12 protein-coding genes and 1 pseudogene are annotated in these 15772 nt (G+C 35.0%); 10 read left to right on the forward strand and 3 right to left on the reverse strand.

The features are described 5' to 3' along the window. Positions 1-624 precede the first annotated feature (624 nt). Complete coding sequence (gene desB, locus QUF99_RS05755; protein WP_289368989.1) at positions 625-1710, forward strand: Delta(10) desaturase DesB; 1086 nt, start codon at positions 625-627, stop codon at positions 1708-1710. A gap of 71 nt (positions 1711-1781) precedes the next feature. Here desB and QUF99_RS05760 read toward each other — a convergent pair whose 3' ends face one another. From QUF99_RS05760 to QUF99_RS05770, 3 genes are all read right to left on the reverse strand, one after another. Beyond that, positions 1782-2474: an amino acid ABC transporter permease gene (locus tag QUF99_RS05760; RefSeq protein ID WP_289368990.1), complete on the reverse strand. Its 693-nt coding sequence runs from the start codon at positions 2472-2474 to the stop codon at positions 1782-1784. 317 nt (positions 2475-2791) lie between these two features. After that, on the reverse strand, positions 2792-3586 hold the full coding sequence (locus tag QUF99_RS05765; RefSeq protein ID WP_289368991.1) for an ABC transporter substrate-binding protein: 795 nt from the start codon (positions 3584-3586) through the stop codon (positions 2792-2794). A gap of 168 nt (positions 3587-3754) precedes the next feature. Beyond that, a complete protein-coding gene (locus tag QUF99_RS05770; RefSeq protein WP_289368992.1) occupies positions 3755-4477 on the reverse strand; it encodes an amino acid ABC transporter ATP-binding protein in 723 nt (240 codons plus the stop codon). Positions 4478-4937: 460 nt separating this feature from the next. Between QUF99_RS05770 and QUF99_RS05775 the strand changes: the two are divergent. The 9 genes and pseudogenes from QUF99_RS05775 to QUF99_RS05815 form a co-directional block, all read left to right on the forward strand. Beyond that, positions 4938-5822 (forward strand): annotated as a pseudogene (locus QUF99_RS05775) (MSCRAMM family protein); the annotation flags it as partial. 241 nt (positions 5823-6063) lie between these two features. After that, positions 6064-6513 carry an arginine repressor gene (gene argR, locus QUF99_RS05780; protein ID WP_289368993.1) on the forward strand — a complete coding sequence of 150 codons (450 nt, stop codon included), beginning with the start codon at positions 6064-6066 and terminating at the stop codon, positions 6511-6513. Between the two features lie 427 nt (positions 6514-6940). After that, on the forward strand, positions 6941-8173 hold the full coding sequence (gene arcA, locus QUF99_RS05785) for an arginine deiminase (protein WP_289368995.1): 1233 nt from the start codon (positions 6941-6943) through the stop codon (positions 8171-8173). 30 nt (positions 8174-8203) lie between these two features. After that, the gene (gene argF / locus QUF99_RS05790) at positions 8204-9202 is read left to right on the forward strand and encodes an ornithine carbamoyltransferase (RefSeq protein WP_289368996.1); all 999 of its coding nucleotides are present in this window, start codon (positions 8204-8206) and stop codon (positions 9200-9202) included. A 93-nt stretch (positions 9203-9295) separates the two neighbouring features. Then, positions 9296-10711 (forward strand): arginine-ornithine antiporter, encoded by a 1416-nt coding sequence (gene arcD, locus QUF99_RS05795; RefSeq protein WP_289368997.1) that lies wholly within the window; start codon positions 9296-9298, stop codon positions 10709-10711. 64 nt (positions 10712-10775) lie between these two features. Then, positions 10776-11738 (forward strand): carbamate kinase, encoded by a 963-nt coding sequence (gene arcC / locus QUF99_RS05800; RefSeq protein ID WP_289368999.1) that lies wholly within the window; start codon positions 10776-10778, stop codon positions 11736-11738. 211 nt (positions 11739-11949) lie between these two features. After that, complete coding sequence (locus tag QUF99_RS05805) at positions 11950-12639, forward strand: Crp/Fnr family transcriptional regulator (protein WP_289369000.1); 690 nt, start codon at positions 11950-11952, stop codon at positions 12637-12639. Positions 12640-13023: 384 nt separating this feature from the next. Continuing rightward, positions 13024-13695, forward strand: a complete 672-nt coding sequence (locus QUF99_RS05810) for an ABC transporter permease (protein WP_289369001.1) — start codon at positions 13024-13026, stop codon at positions 13693-13695. 374 nt (positions 13696-14069) lie between these two features. Continuing rightward, the gene (locus QUF99_RS05815) at positions 14070-15734 is read left to right on the forward strand and encodes a glycoside hydrolase family 13 protein (RefSeq protein ID WP_289369002.1); all 1665 of its coding nucleotides are present in this window, start codon (positions 14070-14072) and stop codon (positions 15732-15734) included. Positions 15735-15772: the final 38 nt, after the last annotated feature.

Here is a 15772-nt window from a genome sequence, read left to right on the forward strand (position 1 = left end):
TAGATCAATGTGTTACTTAATTTTTCCAATTAATATAGAATTTATGTATATTGTTCTTAGTTCAGGAGAAGGAAAGGGTTTGATTTGCATAAAAGGAATTCATGAAGAATCTTTTGAAAATGCTAAAAATATTAAAATGTTTTTTCAAACGAAAAATTATTTTAATATAATAAAAAATGTTTTGTATTTTATAAATGCATTTTGGGAATATTCAATTTTATAAAGCGGAATTCATATTCATATATAAGGTATTCTTAAGTAAGGGTGGCTTTATTGTATGTGTAATTATTTATATATAGAGTGGATAGATGCCCATAAAATCTACGTTTTTCCTTTGGTGGAATACAAAGTAATTATAAAAATATAACCACATTTTATTACTAGGTCATAAAAGTTATTGACAATATGGAAAGTCTATTGATATGATTCATCATGTGGAAAGGTTGATAAAGAGTAAAAAGAGAAATGTTTTTCATTGATAATAAAAGCAAAAATGAGTGACAATAGAGTGAGTATGATTTACTTATTATAAATGCTTTTTGTAAGTACGTAGTGTTATCAATCTGGAAACAAGAATTGATTTATGCAAGTTGAGTAAGCTCGGCATAAGAAAGGGGCAAAAGGATGAAGGAGCTTCATACGTTTGGATGGTATGCAGCACGTGTATCGCCGCATTTGCCAAAAAAAGCATTTAAACCAGTTCCAACCCGTCTGTTTGGTGGACTGGCTTATTTACTTGTGGCAGTAGCTGGATTAGTAACGATTGGTTTATTCGATTTAAATGTGTGGGCAAATCTCGGGATTGCAATTGTTCTTGGGTTATGCTTTGCTTCACTTGGCTTTTTAGGACATGAAATTTTGCATGGTACAGTTGTGAGAAAAGCTTGGCTTCGCGACTTTTTAGGAGCGATTGCATTTATGCCGTTGTCTACTGGTCCAAAATTATGGAGAAAGTGGCATAATGCAACTCACCATGTGCATACGCAACATGAAGAGAATGATCCTGATGCTTGGCCGACGTTTGAAAAGTTAAAGAAGAGTAAATTTTTGAGCTGGGTATATCATTTGCCATTGCATGTGCGTTCTTTCTTTAGTTTTCTGTCTCTAACAATTCAATTTACATTGCATTCAACGCGGATGTTCTTTCATTTTATAAAAGAATTTAAGTCATCGAATCAAAAATCCGTATGGCTTCAACTTCTTTTGCCGTGGACAGTGTGGATTAGTTTACTATTTATTATGGGTCCTGGGAAGTGGTTTTTTGCTTATATCATTCCATTATTCATCGCAAACTTTATCGTAATGGGATATATTGCAACAAATCATCGCTTAAATCCAATCGTTCCTGTGAATGATCCACTAGCTAACTGTTTATCTGTAACAGTGCCGCGCTGGGTTGACGTTTTACATTTCAATTTCTCATATCATACAGAACATCATTTGTTCCCTGCTATGAGTTCAAAATATTATCCGTTAGTAAAAGAGAAGATTAAAGAAATGTGGCCGGAGCGTTATCATGAAATGCCAATGACGAAAGCAATGGTAGCGCTTTGGAACACGCCTCGTGTGTACTATCAAGGTAGTGAATTAATTGATCCTCATAGAGAACATTTCTACGGTTCTTTAGGGAATGGGTTAGACCCTCATAATATTTCCTATCGTCAGGAACACATTGAAGAACAGGAAGCTGTTAAAAAAGTGAATCAATGATTACTAAATAATAGTCTAGAAATCCTATAAAATAAAAGCAAGCTACAGAAAAAGTAGCTTGCTTTTTATTTTTAGAAAGAAACTGCTTTTTCTTTCTTCGTATTGACTTGCGTGGAATTATTTTGTTTACGCTGTAGTCGTTTTTCTAATTTGTTTACGAGATACGTAAACAAAAGTACGAGTGCAAGGTAATAGGTACCGACAACAATATACGTTTCTAATTGTTGGAAATTACCAGCAGCTATCGAGAGACCAGAGCCCCATAATTCAGGCATTCCTACGTATGCGACAAGCGAGGAATCTTTTAAACCAATAATAAATTGGTTGCCAAGCGGCGGGATAGAAAAGCGTAAAGCTTGTGGCAAAATGATGCGACGCATAGCGAGTGGGTAGGACATTCCTAAAGAACGTGCTGCCTCTAATTGCCCTCGGTCGACGGATTGAATGGAGCCACGAAAAATTTCTGTAATATATGCACCGTTATGAATCGCTAAGGCAATGGCACCTGCCCAAAATGGTGAGAAGACGATAACAGATGTAATACCAAAGTAAAGGATAGCGATTTGAACAATAAGTGGTGTGCCACGGATAACCGCGATATACACATTTGCAATGCTATTGAGCACTTTATTATTTGAAATACGAAAGAAGGCAAATAGAAGTCCAATTAACGAACCAAGAAGCAGTGAAGTTAATGTTAATTGCAGTGTAAGGACTACTGCTTTTAGAAAGGTTGGATACGTAGATACAAAGATTTCAATCATTACGGTCACCTCAATTTAAATAAATTATATTTTAGTAAATAGATGTAAATGCCCCACGGGTCAGGTGGGGCATCGCTTATTGAGTAAACATAGATCATTCTTTTTAAGGGTAATAAAGACTAAGTGATATAAGCACTTTCAAGTTATTAAAAGGATTGTGTCACTTTATCCCGCATTAACAGGCAGTAATACCCTCACCTCAAAGTTCAGCAAAAAGCAAAGAAGTTAGGTGGGGAATAAACTGCCTGTAAAAGCCCGATTCGTTCAACTAATGATCAGTCGGGATGGAGAAAACCCCTACTGATCAAAGTTTCACTTTATTTCGTCTGAGCTTCTTCCCCAAGAATATTACGACCAAACCATTTTTTACTAATTTTTTCATATGTGCCATCTTTAACGATTTCATCTAATGCTTTGTTAACTTTCTTCACCATTTCTTTATCATCTTTGCGAACCGCAATACCCATTTCATCAAGGTTCAACGGTTTGCCGGCTTCTTTTATATTGGATTTTCCCTCTTTTATCATGCGAAGACCTACCATTTGATCGGTAATAACAGCATCTACACGACCTGGCTCTAAGTCCATAAGAGCCGTAATATCGCTGTCGTATTCTGTAATTTGATCTGTATGCTTTTCAACAAGTGCTTTAAATGTGCTTGCTTTTACAACACCAATTTTTTTCCCTTTTAGATCTTCTGCTGAAGAGATAGCATTGTTCTTTTTGGCAACGAAAATTTGGGCGCCAGAGCGATAATATGGATTCGTAAAGTTAACGGCTTTTAAGCGCTCTTCTGTAATCGCCATACTTCCTAAAATTACATCATATTTTTTTGCTTTCAGTCCTTGAATTAATGTTTCCCAAGGATTTGTAACAGGAACAGGTTTCATGCCCATTTTTTTGGCAAGTGCTTCACCGATTTCAACATCAAAGCCGACGAGTTTTCCGTCATTTTCTTTATAATTAAAAGGTTTATATAAACCACTCATTGCATAGCGAAATTCTTTCTCTCCACTTGTCGAAGTTGAGCTACTTTCCTTACTACAGGCTCCCAGTATTAAAGATGTGCATAACGTAATCGCTGCAAAAACAGTAAACATTTTCTTTTTCATAAAGCCCCTCCTCTATATTTATCCTGCACATACGGGCAGTAAGGCCGTATTTTCAAGATGCTATGGAAAAATTTCTATGGGCGGGGAGGCTAATCTGCCCGTAAGCGTTTAAATCGTTCAACTGACCATCAGCGGCGAATGAAGAAACGTGTTAATGGAAGTTGCGTTTTATAAAATGTTTCGTAAAAACTGTTTTGCTCGTTCATTTGAGGGTGCTGAAAAAAATTGTTCTGGTGCTGTATCTTCCACAATTTGTCCATCATCCATAAAAATGACTCGATCCGCCACCTCTCGTGCAAAGTTCATTTCATGCGTAACAATTACCATTGTCATTCCTTCTTGAGCTAGATCTTTCATAACTTGTAATACTTCTCCAACAAGTTCGGGGTCAAGAGCCGATGTAGGCTCGTCGAACAGCATAATTTTTGGATTCATCGCAAGTGCTCTTGCGATTGCGACACGTTGTTTTTGACCACCAGATAAAAGGTGTGGCGTTACGTTCGCTTTATCTTGCAAGCCGACTTTTTCTAATAAGTCATTTCCAATTTCTCGAGCTTTTGTTTTTTCTAGTTTCTTAACGTGAATAGGTGCTTCTATGATGTTTTCTAATGAGGTCATATGAGGAAAGAGGTTAAAGTGCTGAAATACCATTCCAACATTTTCGCGGACTGTATTTAAGTTTGTATGCTTTGGATCAATTCGCTTTCCTTGTAAGTGTATTTCGCCTTCATCGTACATTTCTAAAAAATTGAGACAGCGGAGTAAAGTACTTTTCCCTGAACCGCTGGCACCGATTAAAACAACAACTTCTTTTTCCTTTACTTCTAAATTGACGCCTTTTAACACGTCTAGTGAGCCAAATGATTTTACTAGATTTTGAACCTGAATCATACCAATCCCCCAGTCAAAATTGTATTTTACAAATGCTGCCCCTTATTTCTGTTATTAGTCATAAAACGGCAAAACCCTTTATTTTTTGCGAAAAAACATTGTTTAGATGCAGAGGATACCGGAAAGGTTGGCCCATTTTTTACTATATAAATCCATTTTGATTTTTCAACATATAAACCGCGGCTATGGATAACAAAAGGTGACCTGCACTCGTTTTCTCTCTTTGTTTTCACTGTGTCTGGGGTAGGAAAAGGATCTGATCGCTTCTATGCATGGCCGGATGCTCTCTCCCACCTAAAAAGAAGGGGTTTATGTCGGTTTTTTAATTTGTATTTATATATGTACGACTTGCCGATAAGAGTATACGAGTAGGCCGTAAAGCTTAGAGTCTAAGGTAATAAGTTTTTATCTTAAATGATTGATGTTTGAATACATTTGTAATCTGTATGGGATAGTTATAGTAGGTAAGTACAAGTTAGTGGAAGTAGAAAGTTTACCAGGTTATAAGAAACTAGCAGAACCAGTATCATTCGAAATCAAAAAAGGAATGACAGAAGTTCTATCATTGAAAGTAGAAAACGAACTGTTAGATAAAGGAAATGTAGAAATTACAAAAGTGGACAAAGATAACAAATCACTGTTAGCAGGTGTAGTGTTTTCAGTTCAAGATGAAGCAGGAACTGAAATCACAAAAGTAACAACGAGTGAAGACGGAAGAGCAACAATTTCTGATTTATCTGTAGGTAAGTATAAGCTGGTAGAAGTAGAAAGTTTACCAGGTTATAAGAAATTAACAGAGCCAGTAACATTTGAAATTAAAAAAGGAATGACAGAAGTTTTACCATTGAAAGTAGAAAATGAAATGGTAGACAAAGGCTCTGTCGAAATTACAAAAGTTAATGCTGAAAGCAAGTCTGTATTACCTGGGGCTGTGTTTGAAGTTCGTGATCAAGACGGAAAAACAGTCATAAAAGTAACAACAGATAAAGCAGGAAAAGCAACAATTTCAGATTTACCTGCAGGTGATTACACACTTGTGGAAGTAGAGGCACCAACAGGATATGAAAAATTAACAGAGCCGATTTCAGTTAAAATTGAAAAAGGAATGGTAAATCCAGTTCAGTTAGAAGTTCTGAATAAATTGCTTCCAGGAGGATCAGGAACGGAAGAACCAGGAGGACCAGGAACAGAAGAACCAGGAAAACCTGGAACAACAGATCCAGTACAGCCTGAAAAACAATTACCAAAAACAGGACAGAAGTTACCTGTAGAACCATATATGGGAGCACTTCTTGTAATGATGAGTTTTGGGTTGCTTTTAGCAGGCCGAAGACGAAGCAAATAATTGAAGTTTAAAAGAGGGTATTCTCAAAGTATCGAATTACTTTGGGGATGCCCTCTTCTTCTATTAGAAAGTTATCTTAATAAAATTATGTACAGGAGAGAATATTTCATGGATTATAGATAAATTTGTTATAAAAAATATTTAAAACTATGAACGTTTCCGTAACATTTGTCTTCGTATCTTTTATATGAAAATTATAGCAAGATATAATAAAGTTATAATATTTGAAAGGGTGTCTTTTATGAAAAAGGAGAAAAGACAACAGTTAATTAAACAATTGGTGAGAGAGTATGAAATAGATACACAAGAGAAATTGCTAGAGTTGTTAGAGGAGCAAGGGGTATTAGTTACACAAGCAACTATTTCTCGAGATATTCATGAATTGAATTTAATAAAGGCAACCTCTTCAACAGGGATAGTAACATATAAGATTTTTACAGAAGATAGTCTACAAGTCGATATGCAGTTAAAGAAAAAGTTAAGAGAAGTTGTTGTAAAGATCGATTATGTAGATCAACTAACTATTATTAAAACAATGCCAGGTAATGCTCATGTGATTGGTGCTTTATTAGATTCTTTAAACTGGAAAGAAAAAGTAGGGTGTATATGTGGAAATGATACATGTCTTGTGATTTCTCAATCAAAAGCAGATAGGGAAATTTTGAAAGAGAGAATAAAGTTGATTATGTAAATGAGAAGACTGTTTCTAATTATAATTAGAAACAGTCTTTTTTATCCCGCTATTCGCGGGCAGTAATACCCCCACCTCAAATTTCTGCAGAAAGCAAAGGGGAAACTGCCCATGAAAGCCCGATTGGTTAGGGCTAATAATCAGCAGGGGATGAAGAAAACCCCCACTGATTGAAGTTTCACTTTATAAAGAATATAAAATTTTAATATAAAATAGTAAACCAGTATACATTTAATATACGTAATATACGGCTGTTATTTCATTTATGAGGTGAAATAACTTATAAAAATACGAACATATATATATTAAAAAAATAACCTGTGAAATATTTCACTTTAAAATGTTAGCGTTTTCACGGATGCGTATGTACATACCGTTTATTATGTAATTGTAAGGCAGCAAACAAATTTAAAAGGAGGTACAACAAATGAAACATCCGATACATGTTACTTCAGAAATTGGAGAGTTAGAAACGGTTTTACTAAAACGTCCTGGTAAAGAAGTTGAAAATTTGACACCAGAATTTTTACAGCAATTATTATTTGATGATATCCCATACTTACCAATTATTCAAAAAGAACATGATTATTTTGCACAAACATTACGCAATCGAGGTGTTGAGGTTCTTTATTTGGAGAAACTAGCAGCTGAAGCGTTAGTTGACAAAAAGCTTCGGGAAGAATTTGTTGATCGTATTTTAAAAGAAGGACAAGCAGATGTAAATGTTGCACACCAAACTTTAAAAGAATATTTACTTTCCTTTTCAAATGAAGAATTGATTCAAAAAATTATGGGTGGAGTGCGTAAAAGCGAAATTGAAACCAGTAAGAAAACACACCTTTACGAATTGATGGAGGATCATTATCCATTCTATTTGGATCCAATGCCGAATTTATATTTTACTCGGGATCCAGCAGCGACAATTGGTGACGGCTTAACTATTAACAAAATGAGAGAACCAGCACGTAGACGTGAATCATTATTTATGGAATATATTATTAAATATCATCCACGTTTTGCAAGTCATAATGTGCCGGTTTGGTTAGATCGTGACCATAAGTTTCCAATTGAAGGTGGCGACGAACTTATCTTAAATGATGAAGTAATTGCGATTGGAGTATCCGCTCGTACTTCTGCCAAAGCAATCGAACGCTTAGCAAAAAATTTATTTAGTCGTCAAGATAAAATTAAGAAGGTACTAGCAATAGAGATTCCAAAATGTCGTGCGTTTATGCACTTAGATACAGTATTTACAATGGTTGATTATGACAAATTTACGATTCATCCAGCTATTCAAGGTCCGAAGGGAAATATGAATATTTATATTTTAGAAAAAGGACAGGATGAAGAGACTCTCAAAATTACACACCGGACATCTTTAACTGAGGCTTTAAAAGAAGTATTAGGTTTAAGTGAATTAGTACTCATTCCTTGCGGAGGAGGAGATGTTATTGCTTCTGCTCGTGAACAATGGAGCGATGGGTCTAATACGTTAGCAATTGCACCGGGAGTAGTTGTTACATATGATCGCAATTATGTATCAAATTCTTTATTACGCGAGCATGGTATAGAAGTTATCGAAGTATTAAGCTCTGAATTGTCTCGCGGTCGTGGGGGTCCACGTTGTATGAGTATGCCAATCGTTCGAAAAGATATTTAGTACAAATAATAGAGAAGGTAGGGATGAATTATGTTAATGACAAAACCAAACTTAAAAGGAAGAAGTTTTCTTGCAGAAAAAGATTTTACGGAAGAAGAGTTGTTATACTTTCTTGATTTAGCAGCAGAATTAAAAGAAAAAAAGAAAAATGGCATCCCACATCGTTATTTAGCCGGTAAAAATGTTGCACTCTTATTTGAAAAAACTTCAACTCGTACACGCTGTGCATTTACAGTAGCATGTACGGATTTAGGTGCAAGTCCTGAGTATCTAGGTAAAAATGACATTCAGCTAGGAAAGAAAGAGTCTGTTGAAGATACAGCAAAAGTTTTAGGACGCATGTTTGATGGTATTGAATTCCGGGGATTTGAGCATTCTACAGTGAAATCTCTAGCAGAACATTCTGGTGTACCAGTATGGAATGGCTTAACGGATATGTGGCATCCAACCCAAACACTTGCAGATCTGTTAACAATAAAAGAACATGTAGGACACTTGAAAAACGTCAAACTGGTTTACGTTGGAGACGGACGTAACAATGTGGCCAATAGTTTATTAGTTGGTGGAGCGATTGTTGGAATGGAAGTACGTATTTGTTCCCCAGAATCATTATTGCCAGCACAGGAAATAATTGATATAGCGAAAAAATATAATGACCGCGTGATGGTAACAAGTAACATCGAAGAAGCTGTTGCAGGTGCAGACGTTATCTATACAGATGTATGGGTATCTATGGGGGAAGAAGATAAATTTGCTGAACGTATTGAACTTCTTCAGCCGTATCAAGTAAACATGAAAATGCTTAGAAAATCCGGAAATGAAAATGTGATTTTCTTACATTGTTTACCTGCATTTCATGATGTAGAAACGATGTATGGAGAGGAAACATACGAGAGATATGGATTGAAAGAAATGGAAGTAAGCGATGAAGTATTCCGCAGTGAGCATTCAAAAGTATTTGATCAAGCAGAAAATAGAATGCATACAATTAAAGCGGTTATGGCAGCTACTTTAGGAGATATGGAATAAAGAAGGAGGAGAATCTTCCTTCTTTATTCTCCCTTATACTATATAATTCACTATTTTTATCTATTCCTATCTTATAAAAGAGAGGTGAGTGTAATGGGTGAAGAAAAGAAACTAGGACTGTTTACTTTAACGGCTCTTGTTGTTGGTTCCATGATAGGTGGTGGAGCATTTAACTTAGCCAGTGATATGGCAAGAGGTGCCGGCGCGGGTGCCATTATTATTGGTTGGATTATAACAGGTATTGGTATGATCGCCCTTGGATTATCATTTCAAAACTTAACTGTTAAACGACCAGATTTAGATGGTGGCATTTTTAGTTATGCAAAAGCAGGATTTGGTAATTTTATGGGCTTTAACAGTGCATGGGGATATTGGTTGTCCGCTTGGCTTGGAAACGTAGCTTACGGTACATTGTTATTTTCATCACTCGGTTATTTTTTTCCAATCTTTGAAGGCGGTCAAAATGTAGCTTCGATTATTGGAGCGAGTATATTACTATGGTGTGTTCATATGCTAATTTTACGAGGTGTGCAATCAGCAGCACTTGTTAATTTAGTAACAACGATAGCAAAATTAGTCCCTGTTTTTGTGTTTATTATTGTAGGAATCTTTGCATTTCATATTGATATTTTCTTAGATGGATTTTGGGGACAAGGAGCTACTTTTTCCTGGGGATCAGTAGGGAGCCAAGTTAAGAGTACAATGCTTGTAACTCTTTGGGTATTTATCGGAGTAGAAGGTGCCGTTGTCCTATCAAGTCGTGCAAAAAGCCGAAGCGACGTTGGAAAAGCGACTGTCATTGGATTAATTGGTACTCTCATTATTTATATCCTACTTACATTATTATCTCTAGGCATCATGCAGCAAGCTGATGTTGCCAATCTGAAAAACCCAGGAATGGCATATATATTTGAAAGTGTTGTTGGGAAATGGGGAGCCATTTTTATTAACCTAGGTTTAGTTATTTCAGTATTAGGCGCCTGGTTAGGGTGGACTTTACTAGCATCTGAAATTCCGTATTTAGCTGCTAAAGACGGCGTATTTCCGAAATGGTTTGCGAAGGAAAATAAAAATAAAGCTCCTGTAAATTCTTTATGGTTAACAAATGGTTTAATTCAAGTCTTCTTGCTAACATTTGTTGTTTCAGATCAAGCATATAATTTTGCGTTTTCTCTCGCTTCCTCTGCCATTTTAATTCCGTATGCCTTTTCGGCATTCTATCAATTTAAGCATAGTTTACAATCTGAAGAAAAAGATCGAACAAAGAATATAGTAATTGGTTTGGTTGCGAGTGTTTATGGAATCTGGTTAGTTTATGCAGCTGGTTTAGATTATTTATTATTAACAATGACCTTATATGCACCAGGAATTTTCATCTTTTACAATGTTCAAAAACAAACGAATCCAAAACAAATATTTACTCGTGTTGAACTTGCTTCCTCTGTAGCCATTGGAGCGTTAGCGTTTTTTGCGATTTATGGATTGATTACAGGTAATATTACTTTTTAAATTAACGGAAGATGTCTTCTCTTATAAGATCTTGTAAACATGAAACCAATTGGAGGGATGAAGTATGAAACGGAGAAAAATCGTAGTTGCATTAGGAGGAAATGCTATACAATCTGGAAATCCTACTGCACAAGCACAACAAGAAGCATTGGAAAAAACAGCGGAACAACTTGTTAAAATTATGGAAAATGATGTGGATATTGTTATTGCACACGGAAATGGTCCGCAAGTAGGTAACATTTTATTGCAACAAAAAGCAGCGGATACGGAAAAAACACCTGCAATGCCATTAGATACTTGTGGTGCAATGAGCCAAGGAATGATTGGGTATTGGATGGAAAATGCGATTGAAAAGGCTTTGAAAAAGCGTAAAATAAAAAAAGATGTTGCGACGGTTATAACACGCGTTATTGTAGATGAAAAGGATGAGGCATTCGAAAATCCAACAAAACCAATTGGACCTTTTTATACAGAAGAGGAAGCAAGAAAGTTAATGGAAGAAACAAAAGCGGTATTTAAAGAAGATGCAGGACGTGGTTGGAGACGCGTTGTACCATCACCAAAGCCTGTGAGTATTCATGAGCATAAAATAATTAATTCTTTAGTGGAGGATGGAGATATAGTAATTGCTGTTGGAGGCGGAGGAATCCCGGTTATTGAATCAGAAGAGGGATTAAAAGGAACTGAGGCTGTTATTGATAAGGATTTTGCTGCTCAAAAACTAGCTGAATTAGTAGATGCCGATACACTTGTTATCTTAACTGCAGTTGATAATGTTTATATAAACTTTAATAAAACGGATCAAAAGAAATTAGAGGCTGTTACAGTTGATGAATTAGTACAATATATGCAGGATAATCAATTTGCTGCAGGAAGTATGCTCCCGAAAATTCAAGCTGCTATAAACTTTGCTAATACAGATCCAAAGCGAAAAACGATTATTACCTCACTAGAAAAAGTGTATGACGCATTAGAAGAAAATGCGGGTACTATTATTTCTAAGCAGGATGCATGTGTTTGTGTATAAAATACAAATCTTCCATCACTATTACCTTCCATATGTATAAAAAGAATGAAGTGATTTGCTTCATTCTTTTTATGTGCAAATTATTTTCCTATAACTAACGTTCATAAAGTATTCATGGGTAAATAAGGGGTTCGGAAACTAATTATGATAAAATAATTTTTGAAGGCGCTTTCTTTAAGTTTCACTCCGATATATAGAAAGAGGGAGTTTTATGAAAAGGCGAAACGTAGTTGAAGACTTGAAGCAATTTGAATTATTTACTCATTTAACAGATAAAAAATTGAAAAGTCTAACAGAACTCATCTATTGGCGAACCTATAAAAAGGGTCAATTTTTATTTCTAGAAGGTGATTCAAGGGAACGAATTTACTTTATGTTAGATGGATTTGTAAAATTAGAACGAGTCAATCAAAGTGGAAATTTATTATATGAGGACTATGTAAAGCGATTTTCTATGTTTCCTTATAGCGGTATGTTTACAGATGAGGCATATGATTATACGGCTGTAGCAATGACAGACGTAGATGTATATTATATTCCTACTATTATTTTTGAAGACATGGTTAAATCAAGCCGAAAACAGCTTATATACACTGTTCACCAATTATCTTCTATACTGAAAGCAAATGAAAGTCGTGTACAAAATATTACAATTCCAAATGCACAAGATCGTGTCATTCAGACGTTAAACTATTTAATGAACGATTTAGGAGAACAAGAGGGAGAAGAAATTGTAATTTCATGTCCATTCACAACAATCGAAATTTCTAAAATATCTGGAACGTCTCGTGAAACAGTTAGTGGAGTGTTAAAACAATTAAAAAATGATAGTATTGTTACAATGCTCGGTAAAAAAATTACAATACATGATCCAACATATTTTGAGGAAGTCTCGATGTGAAAACTTCATAAAGGTATTGTTACAATGATAATAAAATTGATTGTGAATTCTCCTTTTCATATTTATATATATATAAATCCATTTTGATTTTTCGACATATAGCCGCGGCTATGGATCACAAAAGGTGACCTGCACTCGTTTTCTCTCTTTGTTTTCACTATGTCTGGGGCATGAAAAGGATCTGACCGCTTCTATGCATGGCCAGATGCTCTCTCCCACCTAAAAAGAGGGGTTTTATGTCGGTTTTTTAATTTGTATTTATATAATTCAAGTTCTTTATATATTTATAAAGAACTTTTTTCATGTTATTTAATATAAAAAGATTGTATATTCCTGTACTGTTGGCTAAAATCGATAATAAAACAAAGGGGGAAGGAAAAGAGAATGATTCGGATTGAATATGATAGGTTAGTAGCCATTTTCTACAGTATAGGAGTATTACTATTAATAAAGATGCCAGGTGATAATGAGTCAATCGGAGAAAAGTTGTTCCAAACGTATAGTATTCCAGCAGATACGCATATTTATATGAATTATAAAATTTCTAATATATGGATTTCGTCGTTTGTATTACAGTTCATTTCTGTTCTATTTCTTGTGAAATGGCTGAAAACAAAGGACTCTAATTGGTTACAAAAAATAAATAAAATAAAAGTAACGACTGTGTGTGTAGTGATTATAGGAATGCCATTTTTTTTAAATAAAATGCTCCAAACTCTTGATAAAACATGGTATTACACAGGCAAAAAGGGGACAGAAGCAATCGAATACAAAAAGGAGGATAGTAAATGTACATTTGAGAAAAAGGGAGATAATATTGCGGGAAATTGTTTCATTACTTTAAAAAACTATCAAAATCATTCACAAGCATTACAGCTCGTTTTATATCAAGATGAAAATCAGAGAGTGCAGAGCTATCAAGTACCGAAACCTGTTTACTTACATCGACACGAAACAAAGAAATTTCAATTCCAAATTCCAGTTGCCTACGGAGAATCCAAATTAGAAAACAGGGCACCAAATATTAAATTACAGTTATTAAATGAAAAGCTTTAGGCTTAAAATTAGCTGATGAAAAAGTCAGTTTGTATAAACTGTAAAGAAGTTATATAGGAGAAACATTTACAAATGAAAAAGAAAATTGAACTTTAGTCATCCAAAATGTCCTTAGTAGTGAGACAAAATTGGATGACTTTTTATTTTACCCCGCTATTCGCGGGCAGTAAAACCTCCGCTGAACAAAATACCATTTTATGTAAGATTAACCATACTTACATGTCATTAATAAAATAGGAGTATTATTTCTTAGCTGAAAGTAGATATTTAATAGGAGTAACAAAATTCTCGTTGCAAACTCCTCATATTTTGTTATGATAGTGTTACGAAAACGTTTGCATGAATTCTTAAGAATGCAAAAGGAGAGAACTATTATGAATAAAACATGGTGGAAAGAAGCAGTAGCTTATCAAATTTATCCGCGGAGCTTTATGGATTCTAATGGCGATGGTATTGGAGATTTACAAGGTATTATTGCAAAGCTAGATTATTTAAAGGATTTAGGAATAGATGTGATTTGGATTTGTCCAATGTATAAATCGCCTAATGATGATAATGGCTATGATATTAGTGATTACCAAGATATTATGGATGAGTTTGGCACGATGGCTGATTTTGATAAGTTATTGGATGAAGTGCATAAACGTGGTATGAAGTTAATTATTGATTTAGTTATTAATCATACAAGTGATGAGCATCCCTGGTTTATTGAATCACGTTTTTCCAAAGACAATCCAAAGCGTGATTGGTATATTTGGCGCGATGGTAAAGACGGACAAGAACCGAATAACTGGGAAAGTATTTTTAGTGGTTCCGCTTGGGAATACGACGAGGCGACAGAGCAATATTTCTTACATTTATTCTCACGTAAGCAGCCGGATTTAAACTGGGAAAATAAAGAGGTTCGTGAGGCTTTATATGGCACTGTGAACTGGTGGTTAGATAAAGGAATTGATGGATTCCGTGTGGATGCAATTAGTCATATTAAAAAAGAAGAAGGCTTGCCCGATATGCCAAATCCAGAAGGGCTAAAATATGTACCTTCTTTTGATAAGCATATGAATGTAAACGGAATTCAACCTCTCTTAGAGGAATTGAAAGAGAGCACATTCTCAAAGTACGATATTATGACTGTTGGTGAGGCAAATGGTGTGAAGGTTGAAGATGCTGATCTTTGGGTTGGAGAAGAGAATGGTAAATTCAATATGGTATTCCAGTTTGAGCATTTAAGTTTATGGGATGCAGAAAAGAAAAAAGAACTTGATGTTGTGGAACTGAAAAAGGTATTAACAAAGTGGCAAAAAGGATTGGAAAATAAAGGGTGGAATGCGCTGTATATTGAAAATCATGATAAGCCACGTATTGTCTCTACATGGGGTGATGATAAAAAGTATTGGCGTGAAAGTGCAACGGCTTTAGGGGCAATGTACTTCTTTATGCACGGGACACCATTTATTTATCAAGGTCAAGAAATTGGAATGACAAACGTTCAGTTCCCAAATATTGAAGATTATGATGATGTTGCGATTAAGAACTTGTATCGTCAAAAGATCGAAGAAGGTGTATCACATCAAGAAATGATGGAAATTATTTGGGCATCTTGTCGTGATAATTCACGTACACCGATGCAGTGGAATGGTGAAATGAATGCTGGTTTTACAACAGGTACTCCATGGTTTGGAATGAATCCAAATTATGAAGACATTAATGTTCAAAAGCAGCAAACAGAGCAAGATTCTATTTTAAATTTCTATAAAAAGATGATCGCATTGAAAAAAGAGCATGACATATTCACTTATGGCACGTATGACTTAATTTTAGAGGATGATCCGCAAATTTATGCGTATACGCGTACGCTAAATGATGAAAAAGTTGTTGTAATCAGTAATATATCGAAAGAAGAAGCTGTGTTTAATGAGGATACTTTCACTATAAAACGCAAACGTTTGCTTTTAAATAACTATGAAGTAGCAGAACATGATGATATTACTTCAATCGCGTTAAAACCTTATGAAACAAGGATTTATCGTATTTCTTAATAAAAAAAGATGCTCTCGTAGCATCTTTTTTTATAAAA

The organism is Bacillus sp. DX4.1, assembly GCF_030348195.1.
Lineage (GTDB): Bacteria > Bacillota > Bacilli > Bacillales > Bacillaceae_G > Bacillus_A.

Coding starts and splice junctions, on each gene's coding strand:
- desB (WP_289368989.1), top strand. CDS start 625: ATGAAGGAGCTTCATACGTTTGGATGGTATGCAGCACGTGTATCGCCG.
- QUF99_RS05760 (WP_289368990.1), bottom strand. CDS start 2,474: ATGATTGAAATCTTTGTATCTACGTATCCAACCTTTCTAAAAGCAGTA.
- QUF99_RS05765 (WP_289368991.1), bottom strand. CDS start 3,586: ATGAAAAAGAAAATGTTTACTGTTTTTGCAGCGATTACGTTATGCACA.
- QUF99_RS05770 (WP_289368992.1), bottom strand. CDS start 4,477: ATGATTCAGGTTCAAAATCTAGTAAAATCATTTGGCTCACTAGACGTG.
- argR (WP_289368993.1), top strand. CDS start 6,064: ATGAAAAAGGAGAAAAGACAACAGTTAATTAAACAATTGGTGAGAGAG.
- arcA (WP_289368995.1), top strand. CDS start 6,941: ATGAAACATCCGATACATGTTACTTCAGAAATTGGAGAGTTAGAAACG.
- argF (WP_289368996.1), top strand. CDS start 8,204: ATGTTAATGACAAAACCAAACTTAAAAGGAAGAAGTTTTCTTGCAGAA.
- arcD (WP_289368997.1), top strand. CDS start 9,296: ATGGGTGAAGAAAAGAAACTAGGACTGTTTACTTTAACGGCTCTTGTT.
- arcC (WP_289368999.1), top strand. CDS start 10,776: ATGAAACGGAGAAAAATCGTAGTTGCATTAGGAGGAAATGCTATACAA.
- QUF99_RS05805 (WP_289369000.1), top strand. CDS start 11,950: ATGAAAAGGCGAAACGTAGTTGAAGACTTGAAGCAATTTGAATTATTT.
- QUF99_RS05810 (WP_289369001.1), top strand. CDS start 13,024: ATGATTCGGATTGAATATGATAGGTTAGTAGCCATTTTCTACAGTATA.
- QUF99_RS05815 (WP_289369002.1), top strand. CDS start 14,070: ATGAATAAAACATGGTGGAAAGAAGCAGTAGCTTATCAAATTTATCCG.